The following is a 25,384-nucleotide window of genomic DNA, read 5'->3' on the forward strand; positions in this document are numbered from 1 at the left end:
CACGCCCGCTGACACCGGGCCAACGAAGAACTTTGAACCATGGCCACTATCCACGTAGACGGCAAAGAGCTCGAAGTCGATGGGGCAGACAACCTGTTACAGGCATGTCTGTCGCTAGGCCTCGATATCCCTTATTTCTGCTGGCACCCAGCCCTAGGCAGCATTGGCGCTTGCCGCCAGTGCGCGGTCAAGCAGTACACCGACGAAAACGACAAGCGTGGTCGGATCGTCATGTCCTGCATGACCCCCGCCACCGACGGCAGCTGGATCTCCATCGACGACGAAGAAGCGAAAGTGTTTCGCGCCAGCGTCGTTGAATGGCTGATGACCAACCACCCTCACGACTGCCCGGTCTGTGAAGAAGGCGGTCACTGCCACCTGCAAGACATGACGGTGATGACCGGCCACAACGAGCGCCGTTATCGCTTCACCAAGCGTACCCACCAGAACCAGGATCTCGGCCCGTTCATCGGTCACGAAATGAACCGCTGCATCGCCTGCTACCGCTGCGTGCGCTTCTATAAGGACTACGCCGGCGGCACCGACCTCGGCGTATTCGGCGCCCACGACAACGTGTACTTCGGTCGCGTTGAAGACGGCACCCTGGAAAGCGAGTTCTCCGGCAACCTCACCGAGGTCTGCCCGACCGGTGTGTTCACCGACAAGACTCACTCCGAGCGCTACAACCGCAAGTGGGACATGCAGTTCTCGCCGAGCATCTGCCATGGCTGCTCCAGCGGTTGCAACATCTCCCCGGGTGAACGCTACGGTGAACTGCGTCGCATCGAAAACCGTTTCAACGGTTCGGTGAACCAGTACTTCCTGTGCGACCGTGGCCGTTTCGGCTATGGCTACGTCAACCGCAAGGATCGCCCGCGTCAGGCATTGCTGGCCAACGGCGCCAAGCTGACCCTCGACGAAGCGCTGGATAAAGCCGCCGACCTGCTGCGCGGTCGCAACATCGTCGGTATCGGTTCGCCACGTGCCAGCCTCGAAAGCAACTACGCGTTGCGCGAACTGGTCGGCGCCGAGCACTTCTACTCCGGTATCGAAGCCGCTGAGCTGGAACGCATTCGTCTGGTCATGCAGGTGCTCAAAGACAGCCCGCTGCCGATCCCGAACATGCGCGACATCGAAGACCACGACGCGATCTTCGTCCTCGGCGAAGACCTGACCCAGACCGCTGCGCGTATGGCCCTGTCCCTGCGTCAATCGGTCAAAGGCAAAGCCGAAGACATGGCCGACGCCATGCGCGTTCAGCCTTGGCTCGACGCCGCCGTGAAGAACATCGGTCAGAACGCTCTGAACCCGCTGTTCATCGCCAGCCTGGCTGAAACCAAGCTCGACGACATCGCTGAAGAATGCGTTCACGCCGCGCCAGACGACCTGGCCCGCATCGGTTTCGCCGTGGCTCACGCCCTCGACGCCAGCGCGCCTGCCGTTGAAGGTCTGGACGCTGAAGCCCTCGAGCTGGCCAAGCGCATTGCCGACGCCCTGCTCGCCGCCAAGCGTCCGCTGATCATTGCCGGTACCTCGTTGGGTTCCAAGGCGCTGATCGAAGCCGCGGCAAACATCGCCAAGGCCCTGAAGCTGCGCGAGAAGAACGGCTCCATTAGCCTGATCGTGCCAGAGGCCAACAGCCTCGGCCTGGCCATGCTCGGTGGCGACTCGGTCGATGCCGCGCTGCAAGCGGTGATCGACGGCAAAGCCGACGCTATCGTCGTGCTGGAAAACGATCTGTACACCCGTACTGACAAAGCCAAGGTCGATGCTGCCCTGAACGCCGCGAAAGTGGTGATCGTGGCGGACCATCAGAAGACCGCCACCAGCGATCGCGCGCACCTGGTTCTGCCAGCCGCCAGCTTCGCTGAAGGCGACGGTACGCTGGTCAGCCAGGAAGGTCGCGCCCAGCGCTTCTTCCAGGTCTTCGACCCGACTTACCTCGACGCAAGCATCATGGTTCACGAAGGCTGGCGCTGGCTGCATGCCCTGCGTGCCACCCTGTTGAACCAGCCGATCGACTGGACCCAACTGGACCACGTCACCGCTGCCTGCGCCGCCAGCACTCCGCAACTGGCCGGCATTGTCAGCGCCGCACCGTCCGCCGCGTTCCGCATCAAAGGCCTGAAACTGGCTCGCGAACCGCTGCGTTACTCCGGTCGTACCGCCATGCGCGCCGACATCAGCGTGCACGAACCGCGTACTTCCCAGGACAACGACACCGCGTTCTCGTTCTCCATGGAAGGTTACTCGGGCTCGGTCGAACCGCGTCAGCAAGTGCCATTCGCCTGGTCTCCGGGCTGGAACTCGCCGCAAGCCTGGAACAAGTTCCAGGACGAAGTCGGTGGTCACATCCGCGCTGGCGACCCGGGCACCCGCCTGATCGAAAGCGCCGGTGACTCGCTGAACTGGTTCGCCAGTGTTCCTCGCGCGTTCAACCCGGCTCCGGGCACCTGGCAGGTTGTGCCGTTCTTCCACCTGTTCGGCAGCGAAGAGAACTCTTCCAAAGCCGCACCGGTTCAGGAACGCATTCCGGCCGCTTACGTGTCGCTGGCCAAATCCGAAGCCGACCGTCTGGGTGTCAATGACGGCGCCCTGCTGAGCTTGAGCGTTGCGGGCCAGACCCTGCGTCTGCCGCTGCGCATCAACGAAGAGCTGGGTGCCGGTCTGGTCGCATTGCCGGCAGGTATCGCCGGCATTCCGCCAGCGATCTTTGGCAAATCCGTTGACGGTCTGCAGGAGGCAGCTCAATGACCTGGTTCACGCCTGAAGTGATTGACGTGATCATCGCGGTCCTCAAGGCCATCGTGATTCTGCTTGCCGTGGTGGTTTGCGGCGCGCTGCTGAGCTGGGTCGAGCGTCGTCTGCTCGCCCTCTGGCAGGACCGTTACGGTCCGAACCGCGTCGGCCCGTTCGGCGCGTTCCAGATTGCGGCCGACATGATCAAGATGTTCTTCAAGGAAGACTGGACCCCGCCGTTCGCCGACAAGGTGATCTTCACCTTGGCACCAGTTGTGGCCATGAGCGCCTTGCTGATTGCCTTCGCGATCATCCCGATCACCCCGACCTGGGGTGTGGCGGACATCAACATCGGCATCCTGTTCTTCTTCGCCATGGCCGGTCTGTCGGTCTACGCGGTGCTGTTCGCCGGCTGGTCGAGTAACAACAAGTTCGCCCTGTTGGGCAGCTTGCGGGCCTCGGCGCAAACCGTGTCGTACGAAGTGTTCATGGGCCTGTCGCTGATGGGCATCGTGATCCAGGTTGGCTCGTTCAACATGCGCGACATCGTTGAATACCAGGCGCAGAACCTGTGGTTCGTCATTCCGCAGATCTTCGGTTTCCTGACCTTCTTCATCGCCGGCGTCGCCGTGACTCACCGTCACCCGTTCGACCAGCCGGAAGCGGAGCAGGAACTGGCCGACGGTTACCACATTGAATACGCCGGCATGAAATGGGGCATGTTCTTCGTCGGTGAGTACATCGGCATCGTGTTGATTTCGGCGCTGCTGGTGACGTTGTTCTTCGGGGGCTGGCACGGTCCGTTCGGCATTCTGCCGCAGATCCCGTTCATCTGGTTCGCACTGAAAACCGCGTTCTTCATCATGTTCTTCATCCTGCTGCGCGCCTCGATTCCGCGCCCACGGTATGACCAAGTGATGGATTTCAGCTGGAAGTTCTGCCTGCCGCTGACCCTCGTCAACATGCTGGTGACCGCTGCGATCGTGTTGCTCAACACGCCCGCCGTCGCGGCTCAGTGAGGATAGAGAATCATGAAGTACATATTTGACATCGTGCATGGCTTCTTCACCCAGCTTCGCAGCCTGGTGATGATCTTTGGCCACGCCTTCCGCAAGCGCGACACGCTGCAATACCCGGAAGAAGCCGTGTACCTGCCGCCGCGCTTCCGTGGCCGTATCGTGCTGACCCGCGACCCTGATGGCGAAGAGCGTTGTGTAGCCTGCAACTTGTGCGCCGTGGCGTGCCCGGTCGGTTGCATCTCGCTGCAGAAAGCTGAAACCGATGACGGTCGCTGGTACCCGGAGTTTTTCCGTATCAACTTCTCGCGCTGCATTTTCTGCGGCCTCTGCGAGGAAGCCTGCCCGACCACCGCGATCCAGCTGACACCGGATTTCGAGATGGCCGAGTTCAAACGTCAGGACCTGGTGTACGAGAAAGAAGATCTGTTGATCTCCGGCCCCGGCAAAAACCCTGATTACAACTTCTATCGTGTTGCAGGTATGGCGATTGCCGGTAAGCCGAAAGGCGCCGCGCAGAATGAAGCCGAACCGATCAACGTGAAGAGCTTGCTGCCTTAAGGAAGAAAGATGGAATTCGCTTTCTATTTCGCATCGGGTATCGCTGTTGTGTCCACGCTTCGCGTGATCACCAACACCAACCCTGTGCACGCCCTGCTCTACCTGATCATTTCGCTGATTGCCGTGGCGATGACGTTTTTCGCCCTCGGCGCGCCGTTCGCCGGCGTGCTGGAAGTGATCGCCTACGCTGGCGCCATCATGGTGCTGTTCGTGTTCGTGGTGATGATGCTGAACCTGGGCCCCGCCTCGGTTCAGCAAGAGCGCGTCTGGCTCAAGCCCGGCATCTGGCTCGGCCCGGTCGCACTCGGCACCCTGCTGCTGGTTGAACTGCTGTACGTGCTGTTCAGCCACTCCAGCGGTCAGGCCATCGGCCACACCTCCGTAGACGCCAAGGCCGTGGGCATCAGCCTGTTCGGTCCTTATCTGCTGGTGGTCGAACTCGCCTCGATGTTGCTGCTCGCCGCAGCCGTCACGGCGTTCCACTTGGGCCGCAACGAAGCCAAGGAGCAATGACGATGCCTGCTATCCCTATGGAGCATGGTCTGGCGGTCGCCGGCATCTTGTTCTGCCTCGGTCTGGTCGGCCTGATGGTCCGCCGCAACATTCTCTTCGTGCTGATGAGCCTGGAGGTCATGATGAATGCCTCCGCACTGGCCTTCATCGTTGCCGGTAGCCGCTGGGCGCAGCCGGATGGACAGATAATGTTCATCCTGGTGATCAGCCTGGCAGCCGCCGAGGCCAGTATTGGCCTGGCGATTCTGTTGCAGCTGTATCGCCGCTTCCACACTCTCGATATCGACGCTGCCAGCGAGATGCGCGGATGAATCTTCTCTATCTGACTTTCGTATTCCCTCTCATAGGTTTCCTGCTGCTGGCGTTTTCACGCGGTCGCTTCTCGGAAAACCTGTCGGCGCTGATTGGCGTCGGTTCCATCGGCTTGTCTGCCATCGTCACGGCTTATGTGATCTGGCAGTTCAACGTTGCGCCACCTGAAGGCGGTCACTACACCCAGGTGTTGTGGCAGTGGATGGCGGTGGAAGGCTTTACGCCTAACTTCGCGCTGTACCTGGATGGTCTGTCCCTGACCATGCTCGGTGTGGTGGTCGGCGTTGGCTTCCTGATCCACCTGTTCGCGTCCTGGTACATGCGCGGTGAAGCCGGTTACTCGCGCTTCTTCGCCTACACCAACCTGTTTATTGCCAGCATGTTGTTCCTGGTGCTGGGCGATAACCTGTTGTTCCTGTACTTCGGTTGGGAAGGCGTGGGCCTGTGCTCGTACCTGTTGATCGGTTTCTACTACAGCAACCGCAACAACGGTAACGCGGCACTGAAAGCCTTCATCGTCACCCGTATCGGCGACGTGTTCATGGCCATCGGCCTGTTCATCCTGTTCGCGCAATTGGGCACGCTGAACATCCAGGAACTGCTGGTTCTGGCGCCACAGAAATTCCAGGCTGGCGACTTCTGGATGGTCATGGCGACCCTGATGCTGCTGGGCGGCGCTGTCGGTAAATCCGCGCAACTGCCGCTGCAAACCTGGCTGGCGGACGCGATGGCCGGTCCTACTCCGGTTTCGGCACTGATCCACGCCGCAACCATGGTAACCGCCGGTGTCTACCTGATCGCCCGTACTCACGGTCTGTTTGCGCTGGCGCCGGATATCCTGCACCTGGTTGGCATTGTCGGCGGTGTGACCCTGGTACTCGCCGGTTTTGCCGCACTGGTTCAGACCGACATCAAACGTATCCTCGCCTACTCGACCATGAGCCAGATCGGCTACATGTTCCTGGCACTGGGCGTTGGCGCGTGGGATGGCGCGATCTTCCACCTGATGACCCACGCCTTCTTCAAGGCGCTGCTGTTCCTTGCGTCCGGTGCGGTGATCGTTGCCTGCCATCACGAGCAGAACATCTTCAAGATGGGCGGCCTGTGGAAAAAACTGCCACTGGCCTACGCCAGCTTCATCGTCGGCGGCGCGGCTCTGTCGGCCCTGCCACTGGTGACCGCAGGTTTCTACTCCAAAGACGAAATCCTTTGGGAAGCGTTCGCCAGCGGCAACCACGGTCTGCTTTACGCAGGTCTGGTCGGTGCGTTCATGACGTCGCTGTACACCTTCCGCCTGATCTTCATCGCGTTCCACGGTGAAGTGAAGACCGAAGCGCACGCCGGTCACGGCATCGCTCACTGGCTGCCACTGTCGGTGCTGATCGTGTTGTCCACCGCCATTGGCGCGATGATCGTTCCACCGCTGCACGGCGTGCTGCCGGAAAGCGTCGGCCATGCCGGCGGCGAAGCCAAGCACAGTCTGGAAATCGCATCGGGCGCCATCGCCCTGTCCGGTATCCTGCTGGCCGCGCTGCTGTTCCTCGGCAAGCGTCGTTTCGTCACTGCAATCGCCAACAGCGGCATCGGCCGCTTCCTTTCGGCCTGGTGGTTCGCTGCCTGGGGCTTCGACTGGATCTACGACAAACTGTTCGTCAAGCCATACCTTGCGATCAGCCACGCACTGCGCAGAGACCCGCTCGACCAGACCATCGGTCTGATCCCGCGTATGGCCAAAGGCGGCCACACCGCCCTGAGCCGTACCGAAACCGGTCAACTGCGTTGGTACGCGGCATCGATGGCAGCCGGCTCCGTGCTGGTCATCGGCGCCATCGTGCTGGTAGCGGTCTGATATGAACCTTGCGAACTTGCGAAAGGAATTGAGCCCGTCATGATTCTGCCTTGGCTAATCCTGATCCCCTTCATCGGCGGCCTGCTGTGCTGGATGGGTGAGCGCTTCGGCGCTACCCTCCCCCGCTGGATTGCGCTGTTGACCATGACCCTGGAACTCGCGCTCGGCCTCTGGCTGTGGGCCCACGGTAATTATTCATTTGCTCCGGCACCTGGCGCCGATCCGACCTGGGTGCTTGAGTTCAAGCACATCTGGATCGAGCGCTTCGGCATCAGCGTGCACCTGGCCCTCGACGGCCTGTCGCTGTTGATGATCCTGCTGACCGGTTTGCTGGGTATCCTCTCGGTACTCTGCTCGTGGAAAGAGATCCAGCGTCACGTTGGCTTCTTCCACTTGAACCTGATGTGGATCCTGGGCGGTGTCGTCGGCGTGTTCCTCGCCCTCGACCTGTTCATGTTCTTCTTCTTCTGGGAAATGATGCTGGTGCCGATGTACTTCCTCATCGCGCTCTGGGGTCACAGCTCTTCGGACGGCAAGAAAACCCGGATCTACGCGGCGACCAAGTTCTTCATCTTCACTCAGGCTTCCGGCCTGATCATGTTGGTGGCGATCCTGGGTCTGGTCCTGGTCAACTTCAACGACACCGGCGTGATTACCTTCAACTACGCCGACCTGTTGAAAACCAAGATGTCGCTGACCACCGAGTACATCCTGATGCTCGGCTTCTTCATCGCCTTCGCGGTGAAACTGCCGGTGGTGCCGTTCCACTCCTGGTTGCCTGACGCTCACGCCCAGGCACCGACCGCGGGTTCGGTCGACCTGGCCGGTATCTTGCTGAAAACGGCTGCTTACGGTCTGCTGCGTTTCGCCCTGCCGCTGTTCCCGAATGCCTCGGCCGAGTTCGCGCCGTTCGCCATGACCCTGGGTCTGATCGGGATCTTCTACGGTGCGTTCCTGGCCTTCGCCCAAACCGACATCAAGCGTCTGATCGCCTACTCCTCCGTTTCCCACATGGGTTTCGTGTTGATCGGCATCTACTCTGGCAGCCAACTGGCGCTGCAGGGCGCGGTGATGCAGATGCTGGCGCACGGCCTTTCGGCGGCGGCACTCTTTATCCTCAGTGGTCAACTGTACGAGCGCACTCACACCCGCGACATGCGTGAGATGGGTGGCCTGTGGTCGAAGATTGCTTACCTGCCGGCCGTCAGCCTGTTCTTCGCAGCTGCGTCCCTGGGCTTGCCGGCTACCGGTAACTTTGTGGGTGAGTTCCTGATCCTGATAGGCACGTTCCCGAGCGCTCCATTGATCACTATCCTCGCGACGTCCGGTCTGGTGTTCGGTTCGGTCTACTCGCTGATCATGATCCACCGTGCCTACTTCGGCCCGTCCAAATCGGACGCGGTGCTGCATGGCATGGATGGTCGCGAACTGATCATGGTGGTCGGTCTGGCAGCGTTGCTGATTTTCATCGGCGTGTACCCGCAACCGTTCCTCGATACCTCTGCCGCGACGATGCATGGCGTGCAGCAATGGCTCGGCACCGCCTTCACTCAACTCGCTTCGGCCCGGTAAGAGCGCTATGGAATTCACGACTCAACACTTTATCGCGCTTGCGCCGTTGTTGATCACCAGCGCCACGATCATCGTGGTGATGCTGGCAATCGCCTGGCGCCGCAACCACTCGCAGACCTTCCTGATTTCCGTGGCGGGTCTGAACCTGGCGTTGCTGTCGATCCTGCCAGCCCTGAAAGTCGCGCCTCTGGCCGTGACTCCACTGCTGCAAATCGACACCTTCGCTTGCTTGTACATGGCGCTGATCCTGGTCGCCACCCTCGCTTGTGTGACCCTCGCCCACGCCTACCTCGGCGATGGCGGCTCGGGTTACCCGGGCAACCGTGAAGAACTTTACCTGCTGATCCTGATGGCCGCCGCCGGTGGCCTGGTACTGGTCAGCGCGCAGCACCTGGCCGGGTTGTTCATCGGTCTGGAACTGCTCTCGGTACCGGTCTACGGTCTGGTGGCTTATGCCTTCTTCAACAAGCGTTCGCTGGAAGCCGGTATCAAGTACATGGTGCTGTCGGCCGCCGGTTCCGCGTTCCTGTTGTTCGGCATGGCCCTGCTTTATGCCGACTCCGGCAGCCTGAGCTTCGTCGGCATCGGCCAGGCCCTCGCGGCCACCGGCCTGCCAAGCTCGCTGGCGCAACTGGGCCTGGGCATGATGCTGATCGGTCTGGCGTTCAAGCTGTCGCTGGTACCGTTCCACCTCTGGACCCCGGACGTTTACGAAGGTGCTCCGGCACCGGTGGCCGCGTTCCTGGCCACCGCTTCGAAAGTCGCTGTGTTCGCAGTGATGGTGCGTCTGTTCCAGATCTCGCCCGCGGCGAGCAGCGGTGTACTGAGCGACGTGCTGACCATCATTGCCATCGCGTCGATCCTGTTCGGTAACCTGCTGGCACTGACCCAGAGCAACCTCAAGCGTCTGCTGGGCTACTCGTCCATCGCTCACTTCGGTTACCTGCTGATCGCCCTGGTGGCGAGCAAGGGTCTGGCCGTGGAAGCCATCGGCGTGTACCTGGTCACCTACGTGATCACCAGCCTCGGCGCGTTCGGCGTAATCACCCTGATGTCCTCGCCGTACAACGGCCGTGACGCGGATGCCCTGTACGAATACCGCGGCCTGTTCTGGCGCCGTCCGTACCTGACCGCCGTACTGACCGTGATGATGCTGTCCCTGGCCGGTATCCCGCTGACCGCAGGCTTCATCGGCAAGTTCTACATCATCGCTACCGGCGTCGAGTCGCACCAATGGTGGCTTGTCGGTTCCCTGGTACTAGGCAGCGCCATCGGCGTCTTCTACTACCTGCGTGTGATGGTCACCCTGTACCTGATCGAACCGAACCTGCGTCGCCATGATGCGCAACTGCACTGGGAACAACGTGCAGGTGGCGTGATGCTGCTGGCCATCGCTGCACTGGCGTTCTTCCTCGGTCTGTATCCGCAGCCGTTGCTGGTCCTGGTTCAGCAGGCGGGGTTGGCAGGTTGATCGCTTAAGCGACACTCGGTAGAAAACAGAAACGGCACCTTCGGGTGCCGTTTTTGCGTTTGTGGGTTCGAGCGCAGATTCGGCGGTAAAAAGTCGCTGACTCAACACGCCGTTTTGTTAGAAACGTCTTTGTGCGTTATAGGCAAAGTCGTTGCGCACAGCACCCAATGGATCACAAATCTCAGTCATCACGATTTAACCCCTCCATGCAGCTGAAATTTCCGACAAATGCGTACGCCAAAATCGTTGGGCGAGTATGTTTTGAAATACAGCCCTATTCAGCGCCCACCCATTAATCACGAAAAAATCGTCAACCCGACAAATGATGTGTACGTATTTCATCCCCCCTTGAAAAATGGCACTGAAACTTTCTGTCATTTTTGACCAAACCAACACCTGACTTATACATTTGCTCCGTGCTCGATACGGCACATCCAATTTCTAATAAAAGGAGTTTAATCATGGGTTACATGAGTAGCTGGAACGCCAATAACGTTGTCGATCTTGAACAACAGGAAGCTCCAACGGCAGAGCAAATCGAAGAACTGCAACTGACTGAGGCCGAGCAGGCCGAACTGGAAGCTGTATAAAAAAACGGGGGGGCCACGGCCCCCCCGTTTCTCGAGGGAACGGACAATGGACAGGTTCACAATTGCTGAACGAGAACTCAACCTGGAGCAGGCCGAGCAGAGGATTCATGCCGAACTGGATGGCCTGGGACTCAGCATCGGCACCCGCACACTTGGCCGGCAAATCGTCGCGGTCCATGTTTCTGTCAGCACCACCGATCCACACCGTACCGCCAGAGGATCGGGTAAAGGTTACCTGCAACACGCCCGTGTCGGTGCGCTTTATGAAACCCTGGAGCATTATTTAAGTGACCGGTTCAATACTTCCGATATTCACTATGTAGCCCCGCGGTATTTTTCCAATACGCCACTATTTGCCGACGATACTGTCCTTGCACATATCGTCGAACAACCCAATGCCTTAACAGGCTGCCGAACGTATACGAGCGCTCTAAATCACACTTCATTTTTTTATCCGATCGCTCTGAGCACTCCCGGATATTCACGGCAGACGCTGGAACAAGACACAACGAACTATGGCGCACTGCAGCGTTATGCCAGCAATAGTGGAACGGCTATTGGCGCAAGTTATAACGAGGCGGTCTTGCATGCGGCCAATGAATGCATAGAGCGTGATGCACTTTCGTTGTTTCTACTGAAACACTTTTACTACGAAGTCCACCCTCCCTTGCGCCGCATCGCGCGTATGTCCCCTCAAGACGCTCTGGGTCGGCTATGGCTGGACGCCGAAACGGAGATCGGCGCCGAGATTATCCTTGTCGACATCAGCACTGAATTTCTTGCGCGAACCTTTCTGGCCTTTTCAACCGCACCTTGCGCCCAGCCACGAGTCTTCGGCACCGGTTGCTCGATCAGTGCCCGGCATGGTGCCTGGCGAGCGCTAACCGAACTGGTGCAGTTGCATCACTCGGCCTCGGAGCCCGAACTGAGAGACTATCTGAGTAACGCACAACGCCATCTGACTAAATTCCCTCGCCTTTTGCGCTGCCTGCGATTCGATCTGTATCCACTGTTGAACCTGTGCGAACAGCAAACGGTGATGTTGCCCGCGGCCCCCGATGAGCCGCCATTGGCCGAGCAGATCGGTCTTCTGGCCGAGGACCTGCACCGGCATGGGCGCACGCTGGGCATTGCACAGCTTCATCAGACCGAACTCGGAACCACGCTAGTCAATGTCGTCATTCCGGGGCTGGAGCGTTTTTTCGTTGTTTCCAGCGGCAATGTGGTGATCCCGCAGGCGCGGGGGCGGCGACTGGAAAACAGGCATGGAGTGCCGGCATGAACCCTCGATTCGATACGAGCGACCCCCTTCGAGAACAACGGCTGGCTGATACCTTCGCCCATTCCTTTGCATCCCCGGCCGAACTCAATCGCTACATCGAGCCTTTGGGGCCAGGACTTCACCATCTCTTCGTTTTGCGTATTAATGACCGCGACTGGGTAGGCCGAAAAGTCCTGCAACATACTGAGGCTGACGGCTGGCACATCAACAGCCTGCTTAGGCCCTGGATGTTGCTCGGCCCGCTGGCTCAACTGCATTGGGGTAATGAAGGTGCAGTGATCTCTTTTCGAGGGGTGACCCCGCAAGAAAAGGAAACGGCTTTCCACATCGCGCAGACTCAGCCAGACAGCGAAGTCTATTTCCCGTTTCCTGCCACTGACGGCACAGGGCAGGAGTTTGTATGCCCGCTCGAATACTGGCAGTGCACTGAGTCGCTCGTCACCCAGCTGGATGCCGACGAAAGTCACTTTCGCCAGCATTGTGCAGCCTTACTCAAAACGATATCGAGCGCCGGCACAGTGATTCATGACCCCGCGTGTTCGACTGGCGAGTTCATCGCCCACCTGGCCCGCGAGCTCCCGGAATGCCGGTGCATGGGCTCTGATCGGTCGGTTTCGATGATCGAACACGCAAAAATTCGTCATGGCACCTCATCCGTCGAGTTTTACCTGGCCGATGCCCGCAACGTCGCCTCAACCGGCGTTAAATGTGATGTTCTGATACTGCGTTTCCTCAATGCCGAAGTGATGACTCGCACCGACGCGCAGCAAACATTGCTCGATATGGCGTCGTGTGTGAACCCGGGTGGCACCCTTATCATTTTCGGCCATACGCCAGTATTGATCGCTGTTCCCTACATGGCCCAGGCATTGAAACTGGAGCTGGTTTCCAGCGTAGCGGCCCGCCCTGGGCACAAGGAATTGTTTCAGTTCTATCGGCTGAGGGTTCCCCTCTGATGGCTGCCTTCCTGAACAAAGGCTACTACCCAACCGGTGACGGCCACCATCTCTACTGGGAGCGGCACGGTACACCGGGCAGCGAACCCATATTTTTCCTGCATGGCGGGCCGGGTGGTCGCAGCACTCCCCAGCACCTTGCGTTCTTTGATCTGCGATGTTTCGACATCATTGTGTTCGACCAGCGTGGCTGCGGTCGCTCCCGTCCTCTCGGAGAGCTCCAGCACAACAATACCGGGCTATCCGTTGAAGACATCGATGCCCTGCGTCGACATTTTGGTTTTGAAAAAGTCAGCTTGCTGGGCGTTTCATGGGGAAGCTGGCTGGCCATTCAATACCAGCAGCGCTATCCCGACGTCATTCTTAAAACCACATTGGTCTCGGTGTTCATACCGTTTGCCGCGAATGTAAGCGCCTACGATAAAACCTTGAGCGAGGGTTTATCTGAAATAACCAATGGCTCCCACGGCGCCAGTGCGCGGGTTATCTACCAGATACTGAGCAAGGGTTGCGAGGTGCAACAACGTCAGGCAGCCATCCACTGGTTGCAGGCCATTTTGCAATTGAACGGGCAATCGATGCGCCTGTGCGCACTCGAAGACTTTGTCAATGAAGAAGCCGTGCGCGCCATCCGGCTGGAGTTGCATTACCACATCAATCACTACTTCTTCACACGGGCGGACGAAAGTCTCTCGGTCGACGCCAATACCGTGGTGATACAAGGCATCAGAGACACCTTCGGCATGTCCAGCGTACGTTGGCTTCGCCAGCGCCAGAACATCCGTTGTCGTCTGCTCCACGCCGGACACAACGCCTTCGAACTCCCGATACTGAAAACCGTGCAGCAGTCACTGAAACGTGAGTGACCGTTAACAAAAACGGCACCCGAAAGTGCCGTTCAACACTGCAGAGAGCCTGTTACTTACGCGCCGCCTCCCACGATTTCAGCAGTTCGGCATAGCTTACGGTTTCACCTTTAGGCTTCTCGTTCGCCAGTTTCGGCTTCGGTGCACCCGGTTGGTCCAACCAGTACTGCGCGTCGCGCTCGGGGTTCATTTTCGGTGCGCAGGTGGCTTGCGCTTTCGAGCGTTCCAGACGGGTCATGATCGCATCCTGATCCTTGGCCAAACCATCCAGCGCTTGTTGCGGGGTTTTCTCGCCGCTGGCGGCTTCGGCGATGTGGCTCCACCACAGTTGCGCCAAACGCGGATAGTCCGGCACGTTGGTCCCGGTCGGGGTCCACTGCACACGGGCCGGGCTGCGATAGAACTCGACCAGACCACCGAGTTTCGGTGCCAGGTCGGTCATGGCTTGCGAGTTGATGTCCGACTCGCGGATCGGCGTCAGGCCGACGATGGTTTTCTTCAGGGATACGGTTTTCGAGGTCACGAACTGCGCGTACAGCCAGGCCGCCAGTTTTTGCTTCTCAGGCGTGGACTTCATGAAAGTCCAGGAACCCACGTCCTGATACCCGAGTTTCATGCCCTCCTCCCAGTACGGCCCGCGCGGCGACGGTGCCATGCGCCATTTCGGCGTGCCGTCGGCATTCATCACCGGCAAGCCCGGTTTGGTCATGTCGGCGGTAAACGCGGTGTACCAGAAGATCTGCTGCGCGATGTTGCCCTGGGACGGCACCGGACCGGATTCGGAGAAGGTCATGCCCGCCGCTTCCGGTGGCGCATATTTCTTCAGCCAGTCGACGTATTTGGTGGTTGCATAGACCGCCGCCGGGCCGTTGGTGTCGCCGCCGCGGGTCACGCTGGAACCGACCGGATGGCAGTCCTCGACGCGGATGCCCCACTCGTCCACCGGCAAGCCGTTGGGAATGCCCTTGTCGCCAGCGCCAGCCATGGAGAACCAGGCATCGGTAAAGCGCCAGCCCAGGGACGGGTCTTTCTTGCCGTAGTCCATGTGCCCATAGATACGCTTGCCATCGATTTCCTTGACGTCTTCGCTGAAGAATTTGGCGATGTCTTCATAGGCCGACCAGTTCACCGGGACGCCCAATTCGTAGCCGTACTTTTCCTTGAACTTGGCCTTCAACTCTGGCCGTTCGAACCAGTCGGCGCGGAACCAGTAGAGGTTGGCGAACTGCTGGTCAGGCAGCTGATAGATCTTGCCGTCCGGCGCGGTGGTGAACGAGATACCGATGAAGTCTTTGATGTCCAGGGTCGGCGAGGTGTAGGCCTTGCCTTCGTTGGCCATCAGGTCGGTGATCGATTCGGTTTTGCCGTAGCGAAAGTGCGTGCCGATCAGGTCCGAGTCGTTGACCCAGCCGTCATAGATGTTCTTGTCCGATTGCATCTGGGTCTGCAGCTTTTCCACCACGTCGCCTTCTTGCAGCAAGTCGTGGGTCAGCTTGATCCCGGTGATCTCGGTAAAGGCTTTGGCCAGCGTTTTGGATTCATATTCGTGGGTCGCGATGGTTTCCGAAACCACCTTGATGCTCATCCCGCGAAACGGTTCGGACGCCTTGATGAACCACTTCAACTCCGCGAGCTGCTGCTCTGGGGTGAGGGTGGACGGTGTGAATTCGCTGCCAATCCATTTCTTCGCGGCGTCTTCATAGGCATCGGCCCAGGCCGCAGCGCTCAACCCGCTGAGTGCCAGCATGGCTGCCAATGAAACGCTATGTCGCAGCTTATTGTTTTTGTCGAACATAGAGACCTCCTTTTAGGGTTTCGGAGCAACTTTGCCGAGCGATTCGACTAGCCCCAACGCATCACAGCCAACAGCCACACCAGGGACAACGCGAACGCAACCCAGATGCTCCAGTCGGTGACGCCGATTACCAGCAAATGCAGGTAGGCGCTGCCGAGAAGACCTATAAACAACCGATCGCCACGGGTGGTGGCAATCGGCAACAAACCACGCCGAAGAATGCTCGGCGAACGCAGTTCCCAGGTCGTCATGCCCACCAGGATCAAGGCAATGACGCTGAAGAACGCCGCCGTAGGGCCGGTCCAACTCATCCATTCCATCATCAGCTCCTCAGACCCGGCCCAGGGCAAAGCCCTTGGCCACGTGGTTGCGAACAAACCAGATCACCAGCATGCCCGGCAGGATGGTCAACACCCCCGCCGCCGCCAGCACGCCCCAGTCGATACCGGACGCCGAGACCGTGCGCGTCATCACCGCCGCAATCGGTTTGGCGTTGACCGACGTCAGCGTTCGCGCCAGCAGCAGTTCGACCCAGGAAAACATGAAGCAGAAAAACGCCGTCACACCGATCCCGGAGCCAATCAGCGGAACGAAAATCTTCACGAAGAACTTGGGAAAACTGTAGCCGTCGATGTAGGCGGTTTCGTCGATCTCCTTCGGCACGCCGGACATGAAGCCCTCAAGAATCCACACCGCCAACGGCACGTTAAACAGGCAATGAGCCAACGCGACGGCGATGTGCGTATCGAACAAACCGATCGAGGAATACAGCTGGAAGAACGGCAGCAAAAACACCGCCGGTGGTGCCATGCGGTTGGTCAGGAGCCAGAAAAACAGGTGCTTGTCACCGAGGAACCGATAGCGCGAGAACGCATACGCCGCCGGCAATGCCACGCTCAGCGAAATCACCGTGTTCAGGCTCACGTAGTACAGCGAGTTGAGGTAACCGGTGTACCAGGCCGGATCGGTGAAGATCACCTTGTAGTTGGCGAAGGTAAAATCCTGCGGAAACAACGTCAGGCCGCTGAGGATTTCGGTGTTGCTCTTGAAGGACATGTTCAGCAGCCAGTAGATCGGCACCAGCAGGAACAGGATGTAGATCACCAGCGGAATAAGCTTTCTCTTGCTCATGGCAGACCTCAGCGGTTGGCGTCAGAGTGAGTCATGGCCGTATAGAACAGCCAGGACACCAACAAGATGATCAGGAAGTACACCAGTGAGAAAGCCGCTGCCGGGCCGAGGTCGAACTGCCCGATCGCCATTTGCGTCAGGGTCTGGCTCAAGAACGTCGTGGCATTCCCCGGACCGCCACCGGTCAGCACAAACGGCTCGGTGTAGATCATGAAACTGTCCATGAACCGCAACATCACCGCGATCAACAGCACGCTCTTGAGCTTGGGCAACTGGATGTGTCGGAAAACCGCCCAGGCCGATGCCCGATCAATCCGCGCCGCCTGGTAGTACACGTCCGGAATCGCCCGCAGCCCCGAGAAACACAACAGCGCCACCAACGACGTCCAGTGCCAGACGTCCATCACCAGCACCGTGACCCAAGCGTCCATGGTGTTGGCCGCGTAGTTGTAGTTCAGGCCCATGGCCTTGAGGCTGGCGCCGAGCAATCCAATGTCCGCCCGACCGAAGATCTGCCAGATGGTGCCGACCACGTTCCACGGAATCAGCAACGGAATCGCCAGAATGATCAGCACCAGCGACGACCAACGACCCTTGGTCGGCATGGTCAGGGCGATGGCGATGCCCAGCGGGATTTCGATCAGCAGCACACAGCCGGAGTAGATGAACTGGCGCAGTAAAGAGTCATGCAGGCGCGGATCGAGCAGCACTTGCTTGTACCAGTCGGCGCCGACGAAGTAGCGGCTGGACTGGTCGAAGATGTCCTGCACCGAGTAGTTGACCACCGTCATCATCGGGATCACCGCACTGAACGCCACCAGCAAAAACACCGGCAACACCAGCCACCAGGCCTTGTTGTTCTGCACCTTGTTCATGGCTACGTCTCCAGGAGATATTCGTCGGCATACACCATCAACCATTGAGCCGGGAAGCTGATGTAGGCGGTTCCCTCAGGCACTGGCTTGTCTTCGGCCAGGCGCACTTTCAAAGGGGCGCCGTCGAGGTTCAGGGTCATGATCTTGTAGGTGCCAAGGTCTTCGACGTGTACGACCGGTGCCTGCATCGCCTCATCAAACGGCTCGTCCCACACGTGCACGAACTCTGGACGGATGCCGACCTTCAGGGTTTTCCACTCGGACTCGGCGATGCGTTTCTGTTGAGCATCGGAAAGTGGCAAATGAGTCGAGGCGAAACCGACACCGCCTGGCTGCGGCTGAACCTCGATCAGATTCATCCCCGGACTACCGATGAAATAGCCGACAAAGGTGTGGCTCGGCCGCTCGAACAGTTCTCTCGGCGTACCGAATTGCACAATCTGCCCGCCGTACATCACCGCGATCTTGTCGGCGAAGGTCGAGGCTTCAAGCTGATCGTGGGTGACGTAGACCATGGTAATGTTGAACTGCTCGTGGATCTGCTTGAGCTTGCGCCTCAGCTTCCACTTCAGGTGCGGGTCGATCACGGTCAGCGGCTCATCGAACAGGATCGCCGACACGTCATCGCGCACCAGCCCACGGCCCATGGAGACTTTCTGTTTTTCATCGGCGGTAAGGTTGCGCGCCTTCTTGCTCAGCAGCGTCTGGAGGTCGAGAACTTCGGCGATTTCCTGCACCTTGCTGTGAATTTTTGCTTCTGCCATGCCCTGATTACGCAATGGGAAGGCCAAGTTGTCGAACACCGTCATGGTGTCGTAGACCACCGGAAACTGGAAAACCTGAGCGATGTTGCGCTTCTCGGGGGTCAGGTCGTTGACCACTTTGCTGTCGAACAGCACCTGGCCCTGAGACGGACTGAGCAGCCCCGAAATGATGTTGAGCAAGGTCGACTTGCCGCAGCCCGAAGGCCCGAGCAGCGCATAAGCACCGCCCTGCTCCCAGACGTGGTCCATCTCACGAATCGCATAATCCTCGGGGCCAGTCGGCGTGCGGGTGTAACTGTGGGCGAGGTGCTGCAAACGAATTTCGGCCATCAGGCAACCCTCGCGATACGTCGACCGGGCGCCTGGACCAGCCGCCCCTGCGTATCGAATACAAACAGTTTATGGGTCGGGATATAGATGCGAATCGGCGCATCGACGTCGTATTCGTGAACGCCGGGCAAGTGCAGCACCAACAGGAAATGCTCGTTGCGCACGTGCAGGAAGGTTTCCGAACCGCTGATCTCGGCCACCTCGACGGTCACCGCCAACTCCAGGTCATCGTCGTTGCTCGGCACCAGCGAAATATGGCTGGGCCGTACGCCAAAGCGGAACTCGCCCTCGCCCACCGGCCGCAAATCGACGTTGAGCGGGAAGTGCACGAAATTGGCGAAGCTGACTTCGTTGCCGGCGATACGTCCCGGCATCAGATTGATCGGCGGCTCGGAGAACAGCTCTGCCGCCAGCACGGTTTGCGGCTGGTGATACACCTCGGAAGACTTGCCACTCTGGATCACCCGGCCTTCGTGAAGAATGGTGGTGGTGCCGCCCAGCGCCAACGCTTCGTTGGGTTCGGTGGTGGCATAGATGGCGATGGTGTGGTGGGCCTTGAACAGCTCGCGCATTTCCTGGCGCAGTTCTTCGCGCAGTTTGTAGTCGAGGTTCACCAGCGGTTCGTCGAACAGGATCAGCTCGGCATCCTTGACCAGCGCCCGGGCCATGGCCGTGCGCTGTTGCTGACCACCGGAGAGTTCGAGGGGGTGGCGCTGGAGAAATTTCTCGATGCGCAACATCTTGGCGGTTTCAAGCACTTTGCTCTGGATCAGCTCATTGGAAACACCGCCCTGGCGCAAGGGCGAGGCGATGTTCTCGAACACCGTCATGGTCGGGTAGTTGATGAATTGCTGATAGACCATCGACACATTGCGCAAACGCACCGGGCGTTGGGTAACGTCGACGCCGTTCATCAGGATGCGGCCTCTGTCGGGCTTGTCCAGACCGGCCATCAGGCGCATGAGACTGGTTTTGCCGGACAGCGTGCGCCCGAGCAAAACGTTGAAGGATCCGGCTTCGAAACTAAGGCACGCATCATCGATCCAGGTCTGGCCCTCGACGGTACGGCTGACGTGCTCCAGGGTTAATGACATGGCTCGGCCTTTTTATTATTGGAGTCAAGCGACCAGAGCTACAGAGCGACATTCGTGCCAGAAATTGCAAGCCGTTGATCCGGCTTGAGAATCCTTGAAGTGGAAGAAAAACCGAGTTCGTTGCTGAACAGAAATGAACAACCGCGACTGAACAATTGAACAACCCGGCGGTTGACAATGAACAATAGTGAACAACACTCTACACACCGTTCACGGTCCCCGTAGGAGCTGCCGAAGGCTGCGATCTTTTGATCTTGGCGCCCGTGACATTTGTGAAGATCGAGATCAAAAGATCGCAGCCTTCGGCAGCTCCTACAGGGGGCCGAGGCGAAACCAGCGTGATGCAAAACCCATAAAAACAATAAAAGCTTGCTCAGAGATCGACTGCCATGGCCGCACCCGCCTTGCCGCTCTCCCACGACGCCATCATCCAGGACTCCTGGTCCCGCTGCCGCGCGTTCGGTCTCAATCATCAGAGCGCCCCGGCGTTCGATCAGTTGCCGGCCGAGGGCATTGCGCAATTGCTGGAGAGCCAGCACTCACTGGTGCAAACCACTCACCAGGAAGTCCTGCCGTACTACGAGAACATCCTCAGCAACTCCAACTGCCTGATCATGCTCGCCGACAATCAGGGCCAGGTGCTGACGTCCTGGGGCACCCAGCGTTTTATCGAGCCGAACCTGACCCGCGGTTTCAGCGCCGGTGCCAGCTGGATGGAACGCTGCAGCGGCACCAATGCGATCGGCACCGCCCTCGCCTGCGAGCAGGCGGTGCACATCGAGCACGACGAACATTTCCTCAAGGCCAACCGTTTCATGACCGGTTCCGCCGCACCGATTTTCGATGCCGAACGCAAAGTCATCGCGGTGCTGGATGTGTCCAGCGACAGCTACCTGCCGCCGTCCCACACCCTCGGCATGGTCAAGATGATGAGTCAGACCGTGGAAAACCGGCTGATCCTCAACCTGTTCCATGGCCAGCATTTCCAACTGACCTTCAACACCGGGCTGAACAACCTCGACAGTCAATGGGCCGGGCTGCTGATCTTTGACGAAACCGGTCAGGTGCTGTCCGCCAACCGCCGGGCCGACAATCTGCTGGGCATCAGCTTGTCGCGGGTCAGTGTCGAAAGCCTGTTCAAAGTCTCGCTGCTGGAGTTGTTGAACCAGCCGGACGGCCTGCCCTTCGCGTTGCAAACCTCGGGACGCAACCGCTTCCAGTGCCTGTTGAAGCGGCCGAAACAGACAGTGATTCAGGCGCGGCTGTTTGCGGAACCCACGGTGGCGACACCGGCAGCGATCAGCCTCAACACTCTGCATTTCGGTGACAGCCGCGTGGAAAAAGCCGTGCGCCAGGCCGAGCGGTTACTGGAAAAAGACATTCCGTTGTTGATCCACGGCGAAACCGGGGTCGGCAAGGAAGTCTTCGTCAAAGCCCTGCATCAGGCCAGTTCCCGGAGCAAAAAACCCTTCATCGCCGTCAACTGTGCAGCCATCCCCGCCGAACTGGTGGAGTCCGAGCTGTTTGGCTACGAAAAAGGCGCGTTCACCGGTGCCAACCAGAAAGGCAGCATCGGGCTGATCCGCAAGGCCGACAAAGGCACCCTATTCCTTGATGAAATCGGCGATATGCCGTTGCCGACTCAGGCTCGACTGCTGCGAGTGTTACAGGAGCGTTGCGTGCAACCGGTGGGCAGCAGCGAGTTGTTCCAGGTGGATATACGGATTATTTCGGCAACTAACCGCTCGTTGCGCGAACAGGTGCAACTCGGGCGGTTTCGTGAAGATCTCTATTACCGGATTGGTGGTTTGACCCTGGAACTGCCGCCGTTAAGAGAACGTAGTGATAAAGAGGCCTTGTTCAAACGCCTGTGGGAACAGCACCGCGAACCGAGCCAATGGGCCGGTTTGAGCAGAGAGGTATTGGAGTTGTTCGGGCGCCACCCGTGGCCGGGGAATTTGCGCCAGGTCAGCAGCGTGATGCAGGTGGCGCTGGCCATGGCCGAGGAACAACCGGTGCGGCCGGAGCATTTACCGGATGATTTTTTTGTGGATATGGAGATGGAGCCGGTGGATTTACCGGAGCCGTTGGCAGTGGATTTGAATGATGCCGAGGATTTGAATCGGCAGTTGCAGGCGGCTGGGGGGAATATCTCCCATTTGGCCCGTCGGCTCGGGGTTAGTCGCAATACCCTCTACAAGCGATTGCGCCAGTCTGAGTGACGCGTAGGCCGCACTGCCGGTGTTCGGTTTGAGACCTTCGCGAGCAAGCCCCACAGGGGAATTGAGTCGTACACACAACTCAAACATGGCGAAGATCCAATGTGGGAGCGGGCTTGCTCGCGAAAGCGCCTGCCCAGACACCGCTGCACTCGCGAACAAACCAAAAACAAAACCCGCACAAGGCGGGTTTTGTCTGTAACAGAAGCAGCAATCAGTCAGCCAGTCGCCAGGTCGTCCCGCCCTTCCCGTCTTCCAGCACCACACCCATGGCGGTGAGCTGGTCGCGGATACGGTCGGACTCGGCCCAGTCTTTACCAGCACGAGCCGCCAGACGCGCAGCAATCAGCGCATCAACCTCAGCCGCATCAACCCGCCCTTCGGCACCGGCCTGCAGGAAATCATCAGCCTCAAGCTGCAACACACCCAACACACTGGCCAATTCTTTCAAACGAGCCGCCAGACCTGCCGCCGCATCAAGATCACTCTCACGCAGACGGTTGATCTCACGAACCATCTCAAACAGCACGGCACACGCTTCCGGCGTGCCGAAGTCGTCGTTCATCACCTGGGTGAAGCGCTCGACAAAGGCTTCGCCGCCAGCCGGCGCCACGCTCGGCAGGCCTTTCAATGCGTGGTAGAACCGCTCGAGTGCGCCCTTGGCGTCCTTGAGGTTGTCTTCCGAATAGTTGATCGCGCTGCGGTAATGACTCGACACCAGCAGGTAACGCACGACTTCCGGGTGGTACTTTTCCAGCACGTCGCGAATGGTGAAGAAGTTGTTCAAGGACTTGGACATCTTCTCGCCATTGATGCGAATCATGCCGCAATGCATCCACGCGTTGGCGTAGGTCTTGCCGGTGGCCGCTTCGCTCTGGGCGATTTCGTTTTCGTGGTGCGGGAACTCCAGGTCGCTGCCGCCGCCATGAATGTCGAAGGTCTCGCCCAGGCAGCAGGTCGACATCACCGAGCACTCGATGTGCCAGCCCGGACGCCCGGCGCCCCACGGCGATTCCCAGCTCGGCTCGCCCGGCTTGGTGGCTTTCCACAGCACGAAATCCAGCGGGTCCTGTTTCGACTCGTCGACTTCGATCCGCGCACCGATGCGCAGGTCTTCGATTTTCTTGCGCGACAGCTTGCCGTAGCCCATGAACTTGGCGACGCGGTAATACACATCGCCATTGCCCGGTGCATAGGCGTAACCCTTGTCGATCAGGGTCTGGATCATGCTCAGCATGCCCGGAATATGATCGGTGGCACGCGGTTCCATGTCCGGCTTGAGGATGTTGAGGCGCGCCTCGTCCTCATGCATCGCGGTAATCATGCGCTCGGTCAGGGCGTCGAACGGCTCGCCGTTTTCCTTGGCCCGATTGATGATCTTGTCTTCGATGTCGGTGATGTTGCGCACGTAGGTCAGGTTGTAACCGCTGAACCGCAACCAGCGGGTCACCAGGTCAAACGCGACCATGCTGCGGCCGTGGCCAATGTGGCAGTAGTCGTACACAGTCATCCCGCAGACGTACATGCGCACATTGTTGCCATCCAGCGGCTTGAAGACTTCTTTGCTCTTGGTGAGCGTGTTGTAGATCGTAAGCACTTTAGTTTCCTTGAATCACTGGCCCCACGAATCACGCAAGGTCACGGTACGGTTGAACACCGGATGACCGGGTTTCGAGTCCTTGATATCCGCGCAGAAGTAACCTTCGCGCTCGAACTGGAAACGGTCTTCCGGCTGTGCATTGCCCAGCGAGGGTTCAGCACGACAACCGGTGAGGACTTGCAGCGAGTCAGGGTTGATGTTGTCCAGGAAACTGGCGCTGTCTTCGGCCTTCTCAGGGTTGGCCGAACGGAACAGGCGATCGTACAGACGCACTTCACACTCGACGCTGGCCGCAGCCGGCACCCAGTGAACCACGCCTTTGACCTTGCGGCCTTCAGGGTTCTTGCCCAGGGTTTCCGGGTCGTAGGAGCAACGCAGTTCGACGATGTTGCCATCGGCGTCCTTGATCGCTTCGTCGGCGCGAATCACGTAGCTGCCGCGCAGACGCACTTCGCCGTTCGGCTCAAGGCGTTTGTAGCCTTTTGGCGGCTCTTCCATGAAGTCTTCACGGTCGATGTAGAGCTCACGGGCGAACGGCAGAACACGCACGCCCATGTCTTCTTTCGGGTGGCACGCCAGTTCAAGGTTCTCGACCTGGCCTTCCGGGTAGTTAGTGATCACGACTTTCAGCGGGCGCAGCACGCACATGGCACGCGGGGCGCTGTGGTCGAGGTCGTCACGGATGCTGAATTCCAGCATGCCGAAGTCGACAACGCCGTCGGAACGGTTGGTGCCGACCATTTCGCAGAAGTTGCGGATCGATTTCGGCGTGTAACCACGGCGGCGGAATCCGGACAGCGTGGACATGCGCGGATCGTCCCAGCCAAGAACGTGCTTTTCATCGACCAGTTGCTTGAGCTTGCGCTTGCTGGTGATCGTGTAGTTCAGGTTCAGACGGCTGAATTCGTACTGACGCGGTTGCGCTGGCACGGGCAGGTTCTCGAGGAACCACTCGTACAGCGGACGATGGCTTTCGAACTCCAGGGTGCAGATCGAGTGGGTGATGCCTTCGATGGCATCCGACTGACCGTGGGTGAAGTCGTAGTTCGGGTAGATGCACCACTTGTCACCGGTCTGGTGGTGGTGTGCGTGACGAATGCGATACATGATCGGGTCGCGCAGGTTCATGTTCGGCGAGGCCATGTCGATCTTGGCCCGCAACACGCGTGCGCCGTCCTTGAATTCACCGGCCTTCATGCGGGCGAACCAGTCGAGGTTTTCTTCCACGGAACGATCGCGGAACGGGCTGTTCTTGCCCGGCTCGGTCAGGCTGCCACGGTATTCCTTGGCCTGTTCAGGGCTCAAGTCATCGACGTAGGCCTTACCGGCCTTGATCAGTTCAACGGCCCAGTCGTGCAACTGGTCGAAATACTGCGAGGCGTAGCGCACTTCACCGGACCATTCGAAGCCCAGCCATTTGACGTCGCTTTCGATCGCGTCGATGTATTCCTGGTCTTCCTTGGCCGGGTTGGTGTCGTCGAAACGCAGGTGCGTGACGCCGCCAAATTCCTGGGCCAGGCCGAAGTTCACGCAAATCGACTTGGCGTGACCAATGTGCAGGTAGCCGTTGGGCTCAGGCGGGAAACGGGTGACGATCTGCGTGTGCTTACCCGAGTCCAGGTCCGCCTGGATGATCGGGCGCAGGAAATTGACCGGCACGGCAGGGCCGGTCTTGGAATTCGAGGTAGGGTCGACAGTGGGCTTGCTCATAGGATCCTTGAACGTACAAGTGCGCGGCCAGTTGGCCAAATCAAAGCGGCGGTTAAAACAAAGGGGCTTATCATAGCCGATGCCGTCAAGTCGCTGACAGCGCAGGGCAAAAAACGGCTGCATTTAATCGGATGCAAAT

21 protein-coding genes are annotated in these 25,384 nt (G+C 59.0%); 13 read left to right on the forward strand and 8 right to left on the reverse strand.

The genetic code is table 11. The annotated features are described in order from the left end of the window. Positions 1 to 39 precede the first annotated feature (39 nt). The 12 genes from nuoG to CUN63_RS01810 all read left to right on the forward strand — a co-directional run bounded on the left by nuoG (position 40) and on the right by CUN63_RS01810 (position 13,727). Positions 40 to 2,754 carry an NADH-quinone oxidoreductase subunit NuoG gene (nuoG, locus tag CUN63_RS01760; RefSeq protein WP_129436911.1) on the forward strand — a complete coding sequence of 905 codons (2,715 nt, stop codon included), beginning with the start codon at positions 40 to 42 and terminating at the stop codon, positions 2,752 to 2,754. Beyond that, the gene (gene nuoH / locus CUN63_RS01765) at positions 2,751 to 3,758 is read left to right on the forward strand and encodes an NADH-quinone oxidoreductase subunit NuoH (protein ID WP_008146046.1); all 1,008 of its coding nucleotides are present in this window, start codon (positions 2,751 to 2,753) and stop codon (positions 3,756 to 3,758) included. The genes nuoG and nuoH overlap by 4 nt, the downstream gene beginning before the upstream one ends. Before the next feature lie 12 nt (positions 3,759 to 3,770). Beyond that, on the forward strand, positions 3,771 to 4,316 hold the full coding sequence (nuoI, locus tag CUN63_RS01770; protein ID WP_019648466.1) for an NADH-quinone oxidoreductase subunit NuoI: 546 nt from the start codon (positions 3,771 to 3,773) through the stop codon (positions 4,314 to 4,316). A 9-nt stretch (positions 4,317 to 4,325) separates the two neighbouring features. Continuing rightward, a complete protein-coding gene (nuoJ, locus tag CUN63_RS01775; protein WP_129436912.1) occupies positions 4,326 to 4,829 on the forward strand; it encodes an NADH-quinone oxidoreductase subunit J in 504 nt (167 codons plus the stop codon). A 2-nt stretch (positions 4,830 to 4,831) separates the two neighbouring features. Next, positions 4,832 to 5,140 (forward strand): NADH-quinone oxidoreductase subunit NuoK, encoded by a 309-nt coding sequence (gene nuoK, locus CUN63_RS01780; RefSeq protein ID WP_007946416.1) that lies wholly within the window; start codon positions 4,832 to 4,834, stop codon positions 5,138 to 5,140. Continuing rightward, the gene (gene nuoL / locus CUN63_RS01785; protein ID WP_129436913.1) at positions 5,137 to 6,990 is read left to right on the forward strand and encodes an NADH-quinone oxidoreductase subunit L; all 1,854 of its coding nucleotides are present in this window, start codon (positions 5,137 to 5,139) and stop codon (positions 6,988 to 6,990) included. Before nuoK ends, nuoL begins: the two co-directional genes overlap by 4 nt. 39 nt (positions 6,991 to 7,029) lie before the next feature. After that, positions 7,030 to 8,562, forward strand: coding sequence for an NADH-quinone oxidoreductase subunit M (gene nuoM, locus CUN63_RS01790; protein ID WP_129436914.1), 1,533 nt, complete (start codon positions 7,030 to 7,032; stop codon positions 8,560 to 8,562). 7 nt (positions 8,563 to 8,569) lie between these two features. Then, positions 8,570 to 10,033 (forward strand): NADH-quinone oxidoreductase subunit NuoN, encoded by a 1,464-nt coding sequence (nuoN, locus tag CUN63_RS01795; RefSeq protein ID WP_033057078.1) that lies wholly within the window; start codon positions 8,570 to 8,572, stop codon positions 10,031 to 10,033. A 461-nt stretch (positions 10,034 to 10,494) separates the two neighbouring features. After that, positions 10,495 to 10,623 (forward strand): hypothetical protein, encoded by a 129-nt coding sequence (locus CUN63_RS32015; RefSeq protein ID WP_256657653.1) that lies wholly within the window; start codon positions 10,495 to 10,497, stop codon positions 10,621 to 10,623. Positions 10,624 to 10,669: 46 nt separating this feature from the next. Continuing rightward, a complete protein-coding gene (locus CUN63_RS01800) occupies positions 10,670 to 11,905 on the forward strand; it encodes a YcaO-like family protein (protein ID WP_129436915.1) in 1,236 nt (411 codons plus the stop codon). Then, the gene (locus tag CUN63_RS01805; RefSeq protein ID WP_129436916.1) at positions 11,902 to 12,861 is read left to right on the forward strand and encodes a trans-aconitate 2-methyltransferase; all 960 of its coding nucleotides are present in this window, start codon (positions 11,902 to 11,904) and stop codon (positions 12,859 to 12,861) included. Before CUN63_RS01800 ends, CUN63_RS01805 begins: the two co-directional genes overlap by 4 nt. Further along, positions 12,861 to 13,727, forward strand: coding sequence for an alpha/beta fold hydrolase (locus CUN63_RS01810; protein ID WP_129436917.1), 867 nt, complete (start codon positions 12,861 to 12,863; stop codon positions 13,725 to 13,727). Before CUN63_RS01805 ends, CUN63_RS01810 begins: the two co-directional genes overlap by 1 nt. A 52-nt stretch (positions 13,728 to 13,779) precedes the next feature. Here the strand turns inward: CUN63_RS01810 and CUN63_RS01815 are convergent, their stop codons facing one another. From CUN63_RS01815 to CUN63_RS01840, 6 genes are read right to left on the reverse strand one after another with little or no spacing between them, the layout of a single operon-like run. Further along, positions 13,780 to 15,522 carry an ABC transporter substrate-binding protein gene (locus CUN63_RS01815; protein ID WP_129436918.1) on the reverse strand — a complete coding sequence of 581 codons (1,743 nt, stop codon included), beginning with the start codon at positions 15,520 to 15,522 and terminating at the stop codon, positions 13,780 to 13,782. A 47-nt stretch (positions 15,523 to 15,569) separates the two neighbouring features. Next, positions 15,570 to 15,842, reverse strand: coding sequence for a DUF2160 domain-containing protein (locus CUN63_RS01820; protein ID WP_008146061.1), 273 nt, complete (start codon positions 15,840 to 15,842; stop codon positions 15,570 to 15,572). Between the two features lie 10 nt (positions 15,843 to 15,852). Continuing rightward, on the reverse strand, positions 15,853 to 16,653 hold the full coding sequence (locus CUN63_RS01825) for a carbohydrate ABC transporter permease (protein ID WP_129436919.1): 801 nt from the start codon (positions 16,651 to 16,653) through the stop codon (positions 15,853 to 15,855). Positions 16,654 to 16,661: 8 nt separating this feature from the next. After that, a complete protein-coding gene (locus tag CUN63_RS01830) occupies positions 16,662 to 17,528 on the reverse strand; it encodes a carbohydrate ABC transporter permease (RefSeq protein WP_129436920.1) in 867 nt (288 codons plus the stop codon). A 2-nt stretch (positions 17,529 to 17,530) separates the two neighbouring features. Then, positions 17,531 to 18,622 carry an ABC transporter ATP-binding protein gene (locus CUN63_RS01835; RefSeq protein WP_129436921.1) on the reverse strand — a complete coding sequence of 364 codons (1,092 nt, stop codon included), beginning with the start codon at positions 18,620 to 18,622 and terminating at the stop codon, positions 17,531 to 17,533. Then, positions 18,622 to 19,716 carry an ABC transporter ATP-binding protein gene (locus CUN63_RS01840; RefSeq protein WP_129436922.1) on the reverse strand — a complete coding sequence of 365 codons (1,095 nt, stop codon included), beginning with the start codon at positions 19,714 to 19,716 and terminating at the stop codon, positions 18,622 to 18,624. Before CUN63_RS01840 ends, CUN63_RS01835 begins: the two co-directional genes overlap by 1 nt. Positions 19,717 to 20,105: 389 nt before the next feature. Here CUN63_RS01840 and CUN63_RS01845 point away from each other — a divergent pair, with 389 nt between their 5' ends. Then, complete coding sequence (locus CUN63_RS01845) at positions 20,106 to 21,938, forward strand: sigma-54-dependent Fis family transcriptional regulator (protein ID WP_129436923.1); 1,833 nt, start codon at positions 20,106 to 20,108, stop codon at positions 21,936 to 21,938. A 211-nt stretch (positions 21,939 to 22,149) separates the two neighbouring features. On the opposite strand, the gene cysS is transcribed toward CUN63_RS01845, so the two are convergent. Further along, positions 22,150 to 23,532 (reverse strand): cysteine--tRNA ligase, encoded by a 1,383-nt coding sequence (cysS, locus tag CUN63_RS01850; RefSeq protein WP_129436924.1) that lies wholly within the window; start codon positions 23,530 to 23,532, stop codon positions 22,150 to 22,152. Positions 23,533 to 23,547: 15 nt separating this feature from the next. Then, the gene (locus tag CUN63_RS01855) at positions 23,548 to 25,245 is read right to left on the reverse strand and encodes a glutamine--tRNA ligase/YqeY domain fusion protein (RefSeq protein ID WP_129436925.1); all 1,698 of its coding nucleotides are present in this window, start codon (positions 25,243 to 25,245) and stop codon (positions 23,548 to 23,550) included. Between the last annotated feature and the right edge of the window lie 139 nt (positions 25,246 to 25,384).

The organism is Pseudomonas sp. ACM7 (assembly GCF_004136015.1).
Lineage (GTDB): Bacteria > Pseudomonadota > Gammaproteobacteria > Pseudomonadales > Pseudomonadaceae > Aquipseudomonas > Aquipseudomonas frigoris.